The following is a 14816-nucleotide window of genomic DNA, read 5'->3' on the forward strand; positions in this document are numbered from 1 at the left end:
GGGGGCGGCAACGGCGGCAATTCCGGCGGAAGCAATAGCGGGAACAGCGGCAACGGCAATGGGAATAACGGCAACAGCGGCAACAGTGGCAACAACGGCAAATCAGGATCCAGTCAGGGTAAGAGCGGGAGCCATGTCAATGCAAAGACCGGTGACAAGGTCGACGTGACCGGCAACAAGATCACAGTCAGGCATCCCGACGGCATAACGGAAAAGCTCGAGAACGGTCGTTTCAGCATGAAGGACGCTCTCGGTCGCACGATCATCGACCGCCAGGCCACGCCGGCCGATGCCAATCGTCTCAAGGCCTTGTGAAGCTGGCCAACAGGCAACGGTCAGCTTTGCACGTCACCTCCGCCGCCCCCCGGCGGAGGTGACCTCGTTTCCGGCCGGCGTCGTCCCGGTTTTCGGCACCGCAATGGCTGCGGTCCCGAGGCGCGACGCGCTTTTGCGCAATCCGGGACGGGAAACCGCTGCGCATTTCTTCGGACCTGCCCAGAGCAATTCTAGAAAAAGTGTGAAGCGGTTTTCCCGTTCCCTTGGGAATTGCGTCACAGAGTTAGAGCAGCTCGCCGTTTCCGTGAAACGGTGAAATGCTTTAGGAAGGCCTGTCGCGGTCGCGCCACTCACGCATCATCAAGGCCGCTTCGGTGCGATTTCGCACATTGAGCTTCGACAGCACTCCGGTCATGTGATGTTTGACGGTCTTCTCCTGCAACTCAAGCCGCAAGGCGACTTCCTTGTTGCTCAGCCCCTCCGCCACCAGCCGCAGGATTTCCGTTTGCCGATCGGTGAGCTGCCGCAGCCGTTCCGCCAAGCCGTCGGTCGGCTGCTGGGACTGGAGATCCGAAAGCAGCCGGGCCGATAGTGTCGGCGAGAGATAGCTTTCGCCGGCTGCGACATTGCGCAGGATGTCGGCGAGGCCGCGCGATCCGACGCCTTTGAGGACATAGCCATTCACCCCTGCGTTCAGCGCCTTGGTCACATCGGCATTGGCCTCCGAGACGGTCAGCATGACGATCTTCTGGGCGGGATGGTTGGCGAGGATGCTTGCGACCGCGCTCAGCCCGCCGCCCGGCATCGAGATGTCGAGCAGCAAGATGTCGGGCCGCATCGTCGCGGCGAGGCGTTCGGCATCCTGCGCCGTGGCGCCCTCGCCAACCATCTCGAAGCCTCCGATCTCCGACAGGCTGCGCGTCACACCTTCGCGAAAGAGGGGATGATCGTCGACAATGGCAATGCGAATGGTCCCAGTCATGCTTGCTCCTCGACCGACAGACGGATCACCAAACGCGTACCTTGCGGCCCGGTCAAGGTTTCGAACTGTCCGCCAATGCTTTCGACCCGTTCCCTGAGGCCGGCGAGCCCGAGGCCCTCGACCCGTGCCGTCGGATCGAAACCCGGCCCGCGGTCCGACACTTCGACAAAAAGCCTGCCACCTTTCATCCCGGCACTCACCGCCTGATCCTTGCCTAGCCCGTGGTGATAGGCATTGTTCAGCCCTTCCTGGACGAAACGATAGATGCTGATCTTCTCGGAGGCGCCGGGTTCAGGCAACTGTCCGGCCAGCGTCAGCGTCACCGACGTTCCCGTCCTCTGTTCGTGTTCCTTGACGGCCAGCCGCAGAATGTCGGTTGCGGCAGCCGTCTCGATCTGCGGCAGGACAAGGCCGGTGCAGATGCCGCGTATTTCGCGCATCGCATCCTCCAGCGTCTTGCGAATCATCGTGACCTCGGTCGAGCGGCTTGCGCCCGAATGGCCATCGCTGGAAAATATCGGGCTGTCCATGCGCAGCGCCGCCAGGGCCACGAGTTGGGCCGGGCCGTCATGCAGGTCGGCGCCGATGCGGCGCAGATATCTTTCGTTGAGCGCGGTGGCGCGGCGCGAGGCCTGTTGCACGCGCAGTCGCAAGGCACTGTTTTGCGCCACCAGACCCTGCAGTTCCGACACCTGGCGGCGCAGCGCCCCACGCTGGTCGTCGATGGTGCGGCTGCCGCGCAGGACGATGCCCGACAGGAGCAGGAATGCCGCCAGGGTCGCGCCGGCCACGATCAGCCAGCTCGACCACAGAGCGGAAGCCAGGGTGGCCTGGAAATCGTCGGCGATCTCATAGAACTCGGTAACCGCCACCACCTCGCCCGACCAGGGCTCGCGCACGGGATTGTAGATCTCCAGCAATGGCAAGCCGGTCGCCTTCTCCTCGCTCTCATCCTCATCGAAAGTATTGAATTCAGCGACGACATTGCCTTGGAAAGCGGAACGCAGATTGTCGCTCGGAGCGAAGCGGCGGCCGATCAGGGCCGTCTCCTTGGCATAGAGGACCGTCCCGTCGCGGCGCCAGAGCATGAACGATTCGAGGCGCTTGCCGAGCGCGCCCTGGCCAAGCGTCTCGTCCAGCGCCTGCTTGACGGAATCGCTGAGCTCCTGCTCCTTGCGCAAGTCGGGAAGCAGCGGCGCAATCACGCTGTCGACATAGAGCGCCGTCGTGGCGGCCGAATTGCGGATGACGCCCTCTCTGATCTGCGCCGTCACCCAGGCGCCCACCACCAGCATGACGGCCAGCAGGCCAAAACCGCCGGCAACGACGAATTGCAAGGCAAGAGAGAGTTCGCTCCAGCGTCGCGTCAAGTTCTGCAGAATACGAATCATGAACCCCTGACCGCCCTTCAATCGAATGGCTGGACGATGTCGGTACATTGAGCCTCCGTCTTGCCATTGCCAAGAGCTTCGTTTGGTCGAGCGCTTGACGTCCCGGCGCGCTTCGGAAACAACGTCCGCGACACATGCGGCGGGAGCCGCTTCGAGAGGGGGGCGGAACGTTGAGTTTTTCGGGACTGCTGCAGCTCGGCTTTTCAACGGTCATTTTCCTGCTGGCGGCGACAGCCGCCAAGCAATGGGGCCTGGCGCCGAGCCTTGGCAAGATCGCGCTGACGCTGGCGCTCTATTCGCTGGGCAATCTGATCATGCTGCGGCTGATCCGCGAATTCGGCATGTCGGTGTCGTTCAGCCTGTCTGCCGTCATCCAGCTGGTCTCGGTGAACGTCGTGGCACTGGTCTTCTTCGGCGAGCGCGTCAACGCGCTGCAGGCGACCGGCATCATGCTGGCGATCGCCGCAGTGGCGCTGATCACGCTCGGACCCTATCTGCAAGGCCGGCTGTAACGGGCGGATTGCCGATGAAGAATGCCGCGAACGCTTTGCTCAACCGGGTCGAATTCCCGGTGCTGCTGGCCGGCCTGGTCATCGCGGCCGGCCTTTGGGGATTCGAGGAGCTGATGGAGATGGCGCGCGCCACCACCCCGCACGCCTTCGACACCGAAATACTGCTCGCCTTCCGCCAGGCGGGGCGGCCTGACAGCCCGATCGGCCCGATGTGGCTGCAAGGGGCGATGCGCGACATCACAAGCCTTGGCAGCGGCAGCGTGCTGGTGCTGATCGTGACGGCGGTAATCGTCTATCTCCTGCTTATCCGCAGGCCGGCGACCGCCCTTTTCATCTTCGTGGCGGTGGCCGGCGGTCAGATGCTGTCGAGCCTGCTGAAAGCCGGAATCGACCGGCCGCGCCCCGAACTCGTCTCGCATCTCGTCAACGAAACGACGCTGTCTTTTCCCAGCGGCCACGCCATGCTGTCGGCGGTGACCTATCTGACGCTCGGCGCGCTGGCGGCACGCTTCCTGCCCGGTCGAACGACGAAGATCTATGTGCTGTCGCTGGCGGTGCTGACGACGCTGCTGGTCGGCATCAGCCGCGTCTATCTCGGCGTCCACTGGCCGTCGGATGTGCTGGCCGGCTGGTGCGCCGGCTTCGTCTGGGCGATGCTGTGCTGGCTCGCTGCCCGGACGTGGCAGCGATGGCGTGGGCAGCACCCGGACGGCGAGACTGGAGACTAGATCAGCCGGTTGATCAGCCCGTGCCCGCAGCCGGCCAACAGGAAAACCGCCGACAGCAAGGCTGCCGATGTCATGAAAGTCTTGAAGATATTCAACCGCGTTACTCCCTGCCCAGATGGAAGACCTTAGCGCGCAATCCCGGGAAAGTATCTAAAAAATGGCCAGTCAGGCGCCGCTACTTACGTCTCAAACATTCATCCTAATGCTTGAAACATCAGAATGATGATATTATACCTTACTCCTGCAGACTCAGACGGGGATTCCGGCCGATGATCACTGCCGCGCAGATGCGCGCCGCAAGGGCGCTGGCCGGCATCGATCAGAAGACGCTCGCCGAGCGCGCCGGCGTTTCGCTTCCGACTATCCAGCGCATGGAGGCGAGCGATGGCGTGGTCAGGGGCGTGGTCGACACGCTGATGAAGGTCATCCAGGCCCTCGACGAGGCCGGGGTGGAGCTGATCGGCGAGAATCAGGCCAGCGAGCGCGGCGGCCGGGGCGTGCGCCTCAAGTCTGCCGTGCCGCCGGATCCCAAGGCTGAGCCGGCATAAAGTCGCGACGGCGACCGCCGACAGCCCTGCCGACGATCCCGCCGCCTTTCAGGGTGCGAAAGGCAGTCCATGGATCAGACGCAGCGGGCAGGGCATGAACCGGCCCCCAGATCGGCCCAAAGGTCGGCCCACCAGTCGGCAAAGCCGACATTTCCCGAATTGTTCACGCCAAAGCTCGTGACGGTCTGGCGCGAGGGCTACACCTTCGCCGACGCCAAGGCGGACGCCATTGCCGGGCTGACGGTGGCCATTGTCGCGCTGCCCTTGTCGATGGCCATCGCGATCGCCTCGGGAGTCACGCCCGAGCGCGGCCTCTACACCTCGATCGTCGGCGGCTTCATCATTTCGGCGCTCGGCGGCAGCCGCTTCCAGATCGGCGGCCCGGCCGGCGCCTTCATCGTGCTGGTGGCCGCGACGGTTGCCCGGGTCGGTATTGACGGGCTGCTGCTGGCAACGATGATGGCAGGGGTCTTCCTGCTCGCCATCGGCTATCTCCGTCTCGGCACCTACATCAAGTTCATTCCCTATCCGGTGACGGTCGGCTTCACCGCCGGCATCGCCGTCATCATCTTTTCCGGACAGATCGTCGAACTGTTCGGGCTGAAGCTTGCCGGCAAGGAGCCCGGACCGCTGGTGCCGAAGCTGATCGCGGTCGGCGAGGCGGCCGGCACCATCAACCCGGCGGCGACCTTCGTGGCGGTGTTGACCGTCGCCACCATCGCCGGCCTGAAGCGCTGGCGGCCGACATGGCCCGCAATGCTCATCGCCATCGGGCTGGCATCGCTGGTCGTGGCGCTTCTCGCACTGCCGGCGGAGACGATCGGCACCCGCTTTGGCGGTATACCGCGCAGCCTGCAAATGCCCGCTTTGCCGCCGATCAGCCTGGACAGGATGATTGACGTGCTGCCGGATGCCATTGCCTTCGCCTTGCTGGGCGCCATCGAATCGCTGCTTTCGGCGGTGGTCGCCGACGGGATGACGGGCCGCCGGCATCGTTCCAACTGCGAACTGGTGGCGCAAGGCTTCGCCAACATCGCATCCGCCCTGTTCGGCGGCATCTGCGCCACCGGCACCATCGCCCGCACGGCGACCAATGTGCGGGCCGGCGCCCACGGACCGGTTTCGGGCATCGTCCACTCCGCCATCCTGCTCGCCTTGATGTTGGTGGCGGCGCCGCTCGCCAGCTATATCCCGCTCGCCGCCCTGGCCGGCGTGCTGGCGGTCGTGTGCTGGAATATGTTCGAGAAACAGGCCTTCGCCACCTTGCTGCGTGCCTCGCGCGGCGATGCGCTGGTGCTGATGGCGACCTTTCTGCTCGTCATCTTCCGCGATCTCACCGAAGGCATCGTCGTCGGCTTCGTGCTGGGGTCGATCCTGTTCATCGACCGCATGGCCAAGTCGATTGCGGTCGAGGCCGATCAGCCGCTGGTGCAGGAGGATGTCGCCGACAGCACCAAGGCCTACGATGCCAGCGAGGCGACCGACGCCGACACCGTCGTCTATCGCATTTCGGGCGCCTTCTTCTTCGGCGCCGCATCGACCGTCGGCACCGTGCTCGACCGCATAGCCGACCAGCGCAGGAACTTCATCCTCGACTGCTCGGCCGTACCGTTCTTCGATTCGACGGCGGCCAACGTCATCGAAGGCGCCGCCCACAAGGCGAAACGCGCCGGTGTCCGCTTCATCATATCGGGTGCCGCGCCGCAGATCCGACGCATGCTGATCACCCACGGCGTCAAGCGCCCGCTGGTGACCTACGCCGCCTCGATCAAGGATGCGCGGGCGCAGCTGAAAGGGAAGCTGGAGGCGGGGTAGGGGCCGGGATTTGCCGGCCGGTGGCCATAGTCAGGACAAGGTGTCCACCTGTTGAATGCCAACTTCTTGACGTTGAGCTGACTCACGCACGGCGCGACGTGAACAACCGCACTGCGCCTCTTTTTGGTCATTTCGAGAACCAACCTCCGATTCCGAAAGCTGGCATCCATCCACGTTGCGCCGCCAATGCTCAATCCTCGGTGAGCATGAAGCGATCCTGTAATCGAATTATTGACGAAATATCGTTATAGATTCTATTATATCCCCAAGTGAGGTATCCCATGCTCTACAAGCTAGAGGTCGAAAACTTCTTCTCCATCCGCGATCCGCAGGTGCTCGACCTGTCGGTGGATGGAAAAGTGCCCGATCCTGAAGGCCGTTATGCCCCCATCTTCGAGGGTGCGGACGTGCGCGCGCCGAAGGTCGTCGCCCTCTATGGCGCGAACGCCTCGGGTAAAACGACGGTGCTGCGCGCGCTCGAATTCGTCGTGACGATGATCCGCGACAGCGTAGCGCGCACGGTGCCAGGCTTCGCTGGCATCGAGCGGTTCAACGACGTGGAACCCGGCAGTCGGCCGATCCGGTTCGCGATCGAGCTGGGCGGCATCATAAACCTGACGCCGGAAGTCTTTCAGCGCGCCACGAGCGGCGAAAAGGTCGAGCAAGGCACTTACCGCTACGAACTGGAAATCGAACTCAAAGAAGGGCTCGCGGTGCGGATCGCGTCCGAGTCGCTGCGCCAGAGGCCGAACGGCCAAGGGAAATGGCAGCGCGTCTATGAGCGCGATGCCGAGGGCAAGGTGAAGGACTCTAAAACCTTCAGCCTCTCGGGCTTCCAGCACCTCGTGAAGACGCTCGCCGGCAATCACACGGTGCTGTCATCATTCGCGAAATTCCAGCACCCGACCGCGCAGCTTCTTGTGGATACGGCGCGCAAGGCCTTCTTCCAAATTGAGCCTGTGCACTCCTTCGTCGATCGCGACGTGATCGACTATCTAAAGAACCAGCCCAACGTCGTCTCGCGGCTGAAGGATGAGCTAAGCCGCATAGATGTGGGTGTGGAAGGGATGCGCTTTCAGCATACGGACAACGGGCCGCTGCTGCTGTTTAAGCACGCGGGTCTTGCGGTCGAAATGCCTTGGCTGATGGAAAGCCACGGCACGCGGGCCTTTATCAAGATGTTCCCTTTCATCATGAGCGCACTCGATACCGGCGGGATCGCCGCGATCGACGAAATGGACGCGGCCATTCACCCGAACATGCTGCCCGAGCTGGTGCGCTGGTTCTATGCGGCCTCGGGACGTAACAAGTTCGACGCGCAGCTATGGCTCTCCTGCCATTCGGCCTCGCTGCTCGATGACCTCAACAAGGAGGAAATCGTGATCTGCGAGAAGGACCGGCAGGGCCGCAGCCACCTTTACAGCCTCATGGACGTGAAGGTGCGCCGCGACGAGAACCATTACCGCAAATATCTGAGCGGTGCATACGGCGGGGTTCCACACCTCGGATGAGCCGTCGTCGCCCGCCATATATCGAGCTTCGCCGTCCGGTTTATATTGGCTGCGAGGGAGCGTCAGAAGTCGGTTATGCCGGCTTTCTGCAAGATCTGATCCGCGATGCCAATTTGCCGGTGCACCTGCACGTTGACGAATTGGGGCCGGGGACCGGCGATCCGCTGTCGCGTATCGAGATGGCGGTGCTGCGCCTGAAGCTGCTCCAGAGAAAACGCCGTGCGCCCGCGGAACGCTTCGCGCTTTTGGATTTTGACCAGGCCGAGCGCGATCCGCAGCGCGCCGAGCGAACGCGCAAGCTCGCGGCCGACAACGGAATCACGATTCTCTGGCAACGGCCCTGCTTTGAGGCAATGCTGCTGCGCCATCTGGAGGGCAAGGCGGCCAACCGCCCGCCCGATACGCCGGGGGCGGTTAAGGCGCTCGAAAAGGAATGGCCGGAATACAAAAAGCCCATGACGCGCGCCAACCTGGCGCGCCGGATTAATCGGGATGCCGTCCTGCGGGCGGCAGGTGTCGAGGCCGAACTACAAGCCTTGCTCCGCAGTATCGGGGTGCTCTAGCGATCGGGATACGCGACTTCCGCGCTGTATGGTCGCCGGCGGCGGTGAACCGGTGGCGACGGAAGCTTCGCCACAAGCACGTCCCGAACCGGACGTTCCGCTCCCGGCCCAAAGGCGAGATCAAAATATCTGCTCGGCAATGTCGGCTATTGGCGCTTGGCACAAGGTGGGCCGATCCGGGGACGTCGTTAATTGGCCACAATACGATCCTCGCCGACTAACGACAGTCCATCGGCCGTTGGCGAACGTCTCGCAGCTCTGCCCTGAGGCGCCGATCATGGCTCTCAATCGAGCTTCAGCGCCACAACCTCGCCTTCGTTCATCAACGGCACATAAAGGATCGACTTGCCATCGGCGCCGATGTCGGCGCTGCCCGGCTTGAACTGCGCCACCACCTCCGGCGCGCCGCCCGCATGATGGCGGTAGAGCTTGCCGGTCATGTAGGCGGTGGTATAGATGGTGCCGCCGATGGCTACGACGCCGTCGAGATCGGCGAATTTCTGGGCGGCCGGCAAGGGCGAAACCACCTTGCTGGCGATGTCGACCGACAGCAGGCCGCCAAGCTCCGTCGTGCTGAAGTCGGGCTTGATGCCCTTGCCCCAGGAGGCGACGATCAATCGGCCGCCATCGGCGAAGATGCCGTTGGGTGAAGCCAATGCCCCGTCCTTGACGAACAGCTCCGGCCGGTCGCCATCGATGCGGTAGATGGCGTCGGCCAGCATGTCGGTGACATAGACCTTGCCGGATTGGTCCGATGTCATGTCGTTGAGGAAGACCGCGTTCGGCACCGCGATGCTGGCGACCAGCTTGCCGCTGGCGAGGTCGACGACGCGGACTTTCGTGATGTCGGCGACATAGAGCTTGCCGCCCGAGATCGCCATGCCCTTGGGTGCGTCCATGCCGTCGGTCCAGTGCTGGGTGACCGTCTTGCCGTCCAGCGACAGCACGGAGAGATAACCGTTGCCGTCGGCCTCGCCGGGATTGCCTGATATGTTGGAAACGATGATGCGATTGTCAGCGGCGTCGAACAGGGCCGATTCCGGCTGTTCGAGCCCGGTGGCGCGCCAGAGTTCGCCGGCCTCCGCGGCGGGCACTGCGGCAATGCCGATGACGGCGATAAAGGTTGAGGTGATGAGGGTGTTCATGACTGCTCTCCTGAGATGACGAGGCAGAGCTATGGCTTTCGATACTTTTCGGAAAGGCCTGACGCCGCTAGTATCGAATATCGATACGAAACTAGCGACAAGAGGTGCATCCAATGAACGGTCTGATCTTCCAGGCGCTGAAGCGGACGTTGAAGGCGAAGGGCGTCACCTATCGCGCGCTGGCCGAACGCATGGGCGTTTCCGAACCGACGGTGAAGCGTATCTTCCATGAGCGCAATTGCAAGCTCGACCGGCTGATGGAGATTTGCGCTGCGGCCGGTGTCGAACTGGAAAACGTGCTCGGCTCGATGAACCGGGGGCCTGGGCCGGTCAACCACATCGCGCCGGAGATCGAGCGCAAGCTCGCCGGCCGGCCGGCGCTGCTGTTCATCTTCGTCATGCTGTCAGAAAAGTTCACGCCCGAAGGCATCATGCGCTCGCAAGGCCTGAGCGAGGCTTCGATGTTCCTCTATCTGCGCGATCTCGAGGAACTCGGCCTCATCGCCCTCGGACGGGGTCTTTCGGCGAGACTGCTGGTCGAGACGCCGATCCAGTGGAACTTCGAAGGGCCGCTCAGGCCGCTGTTCGAGATGACCAACAAGAATTTCATCGGCTGGGCCATCACCCATATCGACAAGGAAGCGACCTTCGTCAGCTTCTCCAGGCGGATGCGGCCGGAGACGGCTGAAATGGTGCGGCGCGAGGCGGAGGATCTCGCCGACCGCGCCAAGCTGCTCGCCCATCACGACCAGCACACGACGCCGGAGGATGGCCTGATCGGCTACAAATGGACGTTTGCCTTTGGCGCGACGCCATTTCCGGCAATCATGCCGATCGGGCCGCACGCGCGAGATGCCGGGGCGAGGCCTGATACGCCCGCCGCGGCGAAAGGACGGCGGCCGCTGCCGGCCTGACCAGGCACCGCGTCAATCGTCTCAGCACGATTGCATCTGGCGGCTGAGCTTGCCGCGCACGACCCTGGCAGTGCCGACCGCCACCATTTTTGCCGCTGTCTTGCCCCCCGGACCCGCCATGCGACCGGCGACGCCGACCGCGCCATTGACGGCGCCGATCGTCTTCATCTGCCCGACCGTCTCGTTCATACGCGCCCGGCAGTCCTGCATTTTCCTGGTCGCCTCGACTGCAGCCAGGGCCTCGCCGAGACCTGCCGGCGAGTCCGGGCCGGCCGCCAACTCCGCCAATTGCGCATGCTGGTCTGGCGTGATCGGCGGGCTGGCGGCCGTCTGGCTGCAGCCGGAGGCCAGCAGGCAGATCAGCATCGCGATCGGACTGCCTCGCCCGACACGTGCCGTGGCTGGAAAAATATCGCGATGTTCGGCCTCGAGGCTCCCGCCCGGAGTTGCTTTTCCCGCCAGCCGTTTCTTGTTGTCCAACATCCTATTGCCCCATCGCCGGGCCGAGGATGAGGCTGCGGATTTTTGGCGTCAGCGGCCTGACGACATCGGCGAAGGGGTCGCCCTCGGCCCGCAAGGCCATCAACCCTTCGACCTCTTCGTCGATCGCAGCGATGGTCTCTGTCTTCTGTGCCTCGGTCAGCTCCCTCATGCCGGATATGGCATTTCTGAGCTTGGCGAAAATGGCATCGAGTTCTGCGACCGGCATCGTCGCCAGGAACCCGCGCATGGTCTCTCCAAGCGCGACCTTCCAGCTGTCGGCGGTGAAACCGGCGGTGCCGATCAAGCCCTTGTCCGCGGCATCGCGCTCGTACCAGTCGGCGGCGATCTCCTCGTCATAGGCGAACTGACCGAATTCGGGCTGCAAGGCCTCGATCAGGCCGACGACCGCCGACGCATCCCGCGCTGTCAGGGCCAAGGCAGGCGGGCTGTCGAAGATCATGCCGGCAAGTGCGAGCGCGCCGGCCAGCCGGCGCATGGCTGCGAAACGCCGCTCAGCCATAACAGTCCTGCGCAATGCCGGCCCGGGCACTGCTCGTTGCCTGGGACTGCAGAACCGAGCCGCCGATCGAGGCGGCCTGGCCGGCAATGACCCCACCATTGCCAGCCAGACCGCCAAGACCCCCCGCCATCGACAGCACACCGCCGAGCAGAGCCGCATTGGTCTGCGCCTTCGCCGCCTTCTTGGCCGCATCGGCGCAGGCCGTTTCCGTCGTCGGTTCGTTCCGGGCCTTCTTGCTGCCGGCCGCGCTCGCGATCGATGCCGGCTTGTCGTCGACCTGGCCCGTTTGGCAGCCCGCCAGGGCAATGGTCAGGGCCAGGAAAATGCTCTTTTTCATGGTGCTGCTCATCATCGGGCAGCGCGCGGCGGCAGCTTGGCCTCGCGATGATCGGTCACTGCGTTGCCCAAGGCGATCGACAGCAGATAGACACGCGGATTGAACCCTGCCGCAGCCAGTGCCGACAGCGTCTTGAACAGTTGCAAATGAAACATCGTGCCCCCCTTTGGATTGCCGCCAATGCGGTTCCGGTTCCGGAATCGCGCCGCAAACTAGGGGCATAAAAGGGGGGCAGCTTGGACAGAACGGCACTGAAAGCGGCCAAAACGGCCCGGGATTGACGTTTTGCAGGCTCCGGCGCATATGACCGCGCTCTTGGGCATGGGGGGTGTCGATGACTGCGACGATGGGGACGTCAGCTTCATTCAGGCTGGCGACGGAGATGTTTCCGGAGCGGGATCGCGTCGAGATCACGCGTGAGGTTTACGGCCGCACGGTTCTGAGGGTGGACCTCGATCCGCTGGCGCCGGCGCAGATCGACATGCGGGTGCGCGCGTTGCCAGGCCTCGGCATCGCCACCGGCAGCTCATCGGAATTCCGGGTGCATCGTACGTCGTCGCTGATCGACAATGACGACTTCGTTCTCCTGGCGGCCCTCGACGGGGGCAGTGTGATGAAGCATCGCGGCCGCGAGGAGGCGGTCGGCAACGGCCAGGCGCTGATGATGAGCGGTGAAGAGGTTGGCCTCAACCTGATCGGCGCCGGCGGGTTTCGCTTCGTCAATCTGAGTTTTTCGCGCAAGCAGCTTTCGCCTCTGATCGGCGATCCGGCCGCGGTTCTTATGCGGCCCTTGCCGACCCAAAGCGGGGCGATGCGGCTGTTGCTCGACTATATCAGCTCGATCCAGGAGGTCGGAGACGAGTTGACTGCGGAGGCCTGCCACCTTGCGGCGGCGCATGTCTTCGACCTTGCCGCACTCGCCATGGGCGCGACCAGGGATGCGGCCCAGATCGCACGCGGCCGCGGCGTCAGCGTTGCCCGCTTGCGCGCCATCAAGGCCGATATCGTCGCGCATGGTGGCCATGTCGACCTGTCGGCGCAGGACGTCGCCGCCCGCCACGGACTGTCGGCCCGCTACGTCCGCAAGCTGTTCGAGAGCGATGGCACATCCTTGATTGATTTCATGATGACCCAACGGCTGGCGCGCGCCCATCGCATGCTCGGCGATCCGCGCCATGCCGGACGCAGCATCACCGCGATCGCCTACGAGGCCGGCTTCAACGACCTTTCCTATTTCAACCGGGCGTTCCGTCGCCGTTATGACGCCACACCCTCGGACGTGCGGGCCGCGGCTTGCAAGCACTGACGCCCGGCCGCCGGCCAGCGCTCCTGTGCCGGGCCATGCACGCGGCTGGACTCATTTGATCGCGTTTACTCGGCGGCCTTGGCCCCGGGATCGGCAAGCTTGTCGTCCCAGGTCACCGCCCGGTAGTCGAAACCATATTCCAGCGTCGGCTTGACGATGCGGAAATAGGGCGACAGGTCGAAATCGCGCGGCGTGTAGAGCGAGTGGTGGCGGATGTGCAGGATTTCCTTGCGCGAATAGTTCGACTGCGCCGAGGCGCGGCCGGGCGCACGGGTGATCTCGGGCAGGATCGGATAGCGGATCTGGCCATAGGCTTCGGCAATCAGCGTCGAGCAGATCGCCCGTGTCGGATCGCCGGAACCGAAGGCCAGCATGCGGCGGCGCCAGCGCACCGGCACCGGCGGTGTCGGGAAGAAAAAACGCAGCATGTCGAAAATGTTCTTGAGGTCGTATTTCAGGCCGAGCTTGCCGATCATGAAGGCGACGACCTTGTCGCGATCCTCCGGCGCCAGCCCACTCGCCCGGCAGATGCGGGTGTTGTAGGTGCGGTAGCGCGACAATGGAACGGCGACGCAGCCTTCGCCGATCGTGACCTCGATCAGGCGCGGCCGCTCCGAGCCGTCCGCCGGCGCGGGCAAGGCATCGCCGATATAGAAGGCCGCATGCGACCAGGTCGACTGGGTCAGGTACTTGATCGCCGCCGAGATCTTCTGGTTGCCCTCGATCAGCAGGATGTCGCCGGGCTCAAGCGTGCGACGCAGCGTTTCGGCATCGGATGGGGTGTAGGGCTCGTAGCCGGACGATTCTTCCTGCAGCCGGCCGGCAAGCCAGCGGCCAAGTCGATCCAGAAGCGTGTCGCCGGGCTCGGTCATACTCCATGGCGATTAGCATGGGCGGGTAATGAGGGCTAGCGCACGCCTTTCTTCCCCCGTCAGGACCGAGAGGAAAAGCGCCAAGTCATCCTACGATGCCGCGGCCTCTTTCGGCGGCGCAGCCAGATCGTCGCGCGCCTTGCGGGCCAGTTTGCGTGTCGAGCGTTTGGGACTGTCGCCGAACAGCTCGGCCGCCTCGGCAAGGCAGCTCTTCTTCAGCTGCTTTTCCGACCGCTTCAAAAGCTTGGCCAGAAGTTTCGTGTCCTCGGGCGGCCCGAGCAGCCGGTCGTCGGCCTCGAGCAGGGCGCGCATCACCAGCACATCGTGCAGGTCGCCCAGCCGCTCGCCCAGTTCGTCGACCGCCTTGCGCCTTGCCTTGATCGGTGTCGGCCACAGCCTGCCGAGCAGCGACAGATGCATGCCGTGGGTCTTGGCCGCCTTGCGCAGATCGTGGAAATCATCGGCCGCTCCCCGCGATCCGGCCTTGTCGAGCGCCTTCCTGGCGCGGCGCAACGTGACGCGGGCGCCTTCGGCAAGCACGTCGGCCGCCTGTTCCGGCTGGTCGGGCAAGGCCAGCGTGCCGATGCGGTGCAGGCCCTCCTCGCAGGCGGCGGTTGCCGCACCGATCGCCGCTTCGAGTCCTGTACCTTCATGCAATTCATGCTGGCGCGCGATCAGCCTGTCGCGAACCGCGCCCAGCCCATCGTCGGCGCTCTCCTTGGGAAAGCTTGCCGCCAGGCGGTCGATGGTTTCGATCAGCGCTGTCGCCTCGCGCGGGCCGGCAAGCAGGGCCGCCACGTTGCGGTAGCACTGGTTTTCTGTCTCACAGAATGTTTCGTCACCGGAACGAACAAGCCGCAGCAAGGCGCGAGCGCTCTTCAGCCGCTTGCGGCATTTGTGCAGCGCCTGTTCC

At 64.0% G+C, this 14816-nt stretch carries 17 protein-coding genes and 1 pseudogene; 9 read left to right on the forward strand and 9 right to left on the reverse strand.

Annotation, left to right across the window (positions count from 1 at the left end):
• Positions 1 to 315 (forward strand): annotated as a pseudogene (locus tag EN949_RS23855) (hypothetical protein); the annotation flags it as partial.
• A 283-nt stretch (positions 316 to 598) separates the two neighbouring features.
• Here EN949_RS23855 and EN949_RS23860 read toward each other — a convergent pair.
• Together EN949_RS23860 and EN949_RS23865 are read right to left on the reverse strand one after the other, a co-directional pair.
• Complete coding sequence (locus EN949_RS23860) at positions 599 to 1258, reverse strand: response regulator transcription factor (RefSeq protein WP_013528674.1); 660 nt, start codon at positions 1256 to 1258, stop codon at positions 599 to 601.
• Positions 1255 to 2649, reverse strand: a complete 1395-nt coding sequence (locus EN949_RS23865) for a sensor histidine kinase (protein ID WP_024502211.1) — start codon at positions 2647 to 2649, stop codon at positions 1255 to 1257. The genes EN949_RS23860 and EN949_RS23865 overlap by 4 nt, the downstream gene beginning before the upstream one ends.
• A 170-nt stretch (positions 2650 to 2819) precedes the next feature.
• On the opposite strand from EN949_RS23865, the gene EN949_RS23870 reads away from it, so the two are divergent.
• The 6 genes from EN949_RS23870 to EN949_RS23895 all read left to right on the forward strand — a co-directional run bounded on the left by EN949_RS23870 (position 2820) and on the right by EN949_RS23895 (position 8326).
• Positions 2820 to 3161, forward strand: coding sequence for a hypothetical protein (locus EN949_RS23870; RefSeq protein WP_013528672.1), 342 nt, complete (start codon positions 2820 to 2822; stop codon positions 3159 to 3161).
• Positions 3162 to 3175: 14 nt separating this feature from the next.
• Positions 3176 to 3889 carry a phosphatase PAP2 family protein gene (locus EN949_RS23875; RefSeq protein WP_063169633.1) on the forward strand — a complete coding sequence of 238 codons (714 nt, stop codon included), beginning with the start codon at positions 3176 to 3178 and terminating at the stop codon, positions 3887 to 3889.
• 269 nt (positions 3890 to 4158) lie between these two features.
• Positions 4159 to 4437, forward strand: a complete 279-nt coding sequence (locus EN949_RS23880) for a helix-turn-helix transcriptional regulator (protein ID WP_063169634.1) — start codon at positions 4159 to 4161, stop codon at positions 4435 to 4437.
• 69 nt (positions 4438 to 4506) lie between these two features.
• A complete protein-coding gene (locus tag EN949_RS23885; RefSeq protein ID WP_063169635.1) occupies positions 4507 to 6252 on the forward strand; it encodes a SulP family inorganic anion transporter in 1746 nt (581 codons plus the stop codon).
• 281 nt (positions 6253 to 6533) lie between these two features.
• A complete protein-coding gene (locus EN949_RS23890) occupies positions 6534 to 7763 on the forward strand; it encodes an AAA family ATPase (RefSeq protein WP_063169636.1) in 1230 nt (409 codons plus the stop codon).
• Positions 7760 to 8326 (forward strand): hypothetical protein, encoded by a 567-nt coding sequence (locus EN949_RS23895; protein ID WP_063169637.1) that lies wholly within the window; start codon positions 7760 to 7762, stop codon positions 8324 to 8326. The genes EN949_RS23890 and EN949_RS23895 overlap by 4 nt, the downstream gene beginning before the upstream one ends.
• Before the next feature lie 284 nt (positions 8327 to 8610).
• On the opposite strand, the gene EN949_RS23900 is transcribed toward EN949_RS23895, so the two are convergent.
• Positions 8611 to 9471, reverse strand: coding sequence for a hypothetical protein (locus EN949_RS23900; RefSeq protein ID WP_063169638.1), 861 nt, complete (start codon positions 9469 to 9471; stop codon positions 8611 to 8613).
• Positions 9472 to 9584: 113 nt separating this feature from the next.
• Between EN949_RS23900 and EN949_RS23905 the strand changes: the two genes are divergently transcribed.
• Positions 9585 to 10385: a helix-turn-helix transcriptional regulator gene (locus tag EN949_RS23905; protein ID WP_127366869.1), complete on the forward strand. Its 801-nt coding sequence runs from the start codon at positions 9585 to 9587 to the stop codon at positions 10383 to 10385.
• A 21-nt stretch (positions 10386 to 10406) separates the two neighbouring features.
• On the opposite strand, the gene EN949_RS23910 is transcribed toward EN949_RS23905, so the two are convergent.
• The 4 genes from EN949_RS23910 to EN949_RS23925 are packed head-to-tail and all read right to left on the reverse strand — an operon-like array spanning position 10407 to position 11880.
• The gene (locus EN949_RS23910) at positions 10407 to 10868 is read right to left on the reverse strand and encodes a hypothetical protein (protein WP_127366868.1); all 462 of its coding nucleotides are present in this window, start codon (positions 10866 to 10868) and stop codon (positions 10407 to 10409) included.
• 1 nt (position 10869) lies between these two features.
• Positions 10870 to 11388: a hypothetical protein gene (locus EN949_RS23915; RefSeq protein ID WP_127370965.1), complete on the reverse strand. Its 519-nt coding sequence runs from the start codon at positions 11386 to 11388 to the stop codon at positions 10870 to 10872.
• Positions 11381 to 11725, reverse strand: a complete 345-nt coding sequence (locus EN949_RS23920) for a hypothetical protein (protein WP_127365456.1) — start codon at positions 11723 to 11725, stop codon at positions 11381 to 11383. Before EN949_RS23920 ends, EN949_RS23915 begins: the two co-directional genes overlap by 8 nt.
• Positions 11726 to 11736: 11 nt before the next feature.
• A complete protein-coding gene (locus tag EN949_RS23925) occupies positions 11737 to 11880 on the reverse strand; it encodes a hypothetical protein (RefSeq protein ID WP_023813481.1) in 144 nt (47 codons plus the stop codon).
• 179 nt (positions 11881 to 12059) lie between these two features.
• On the opposite strand from EN949_RS23925, the gene EN949_RS23930 reads away from it, so the two are divergent.
• Complete coding sequence (locus EN949_RS23930; RefSeq protein WP_013528662.1) at positions 12060 to 13031, forward strand: AraC family transcriptional regulator; 972 nt, start codon at positions 12060 to 12062, stop codon at positions 13029 to 13031.
• Between the two features lie 65 nt (positions 13032 to 13096).
• Here the strand turns inward: EN949_RS23930 and EN949_RS23935 are convergent, their stop codons facing one another.
• Together EN949_RS23935 and EN949_RS23940 are read right to left on the reverse strand one after the other, a co-directional pair.
• Positions 13097 to 13903: a hypothetical protein gene (locus EN949_RS23935; protein ID WP_013528661.1), complete on the reverse strand. Its 807-nt coding sequence runs from the start codon at positions 13901 to 13903 to the stop codon at positions 13097 to 13099.
• Positions 13904 to 13993: 90 nt separating this feature from the next.
• Positions 13994 to 14816 (reverse strand): CHAD domain-containing protein (locus tag EN949_RS23940; protein WP_164782537.1); only part of this gene is annotated, 823 nt, incomplete at its 5' end.

The organism is Mesorhizobium sp. M7A.F.Ca.US.007.01.2.1 (genome assembly GCF_003998165.1).
GTDB lineage: Bacteria > Pseudomonadota > Alphaproteobacteria > Rhizobiales > Rhizobiaceae > Mesorhizobium > Mesorhizobium ciceri.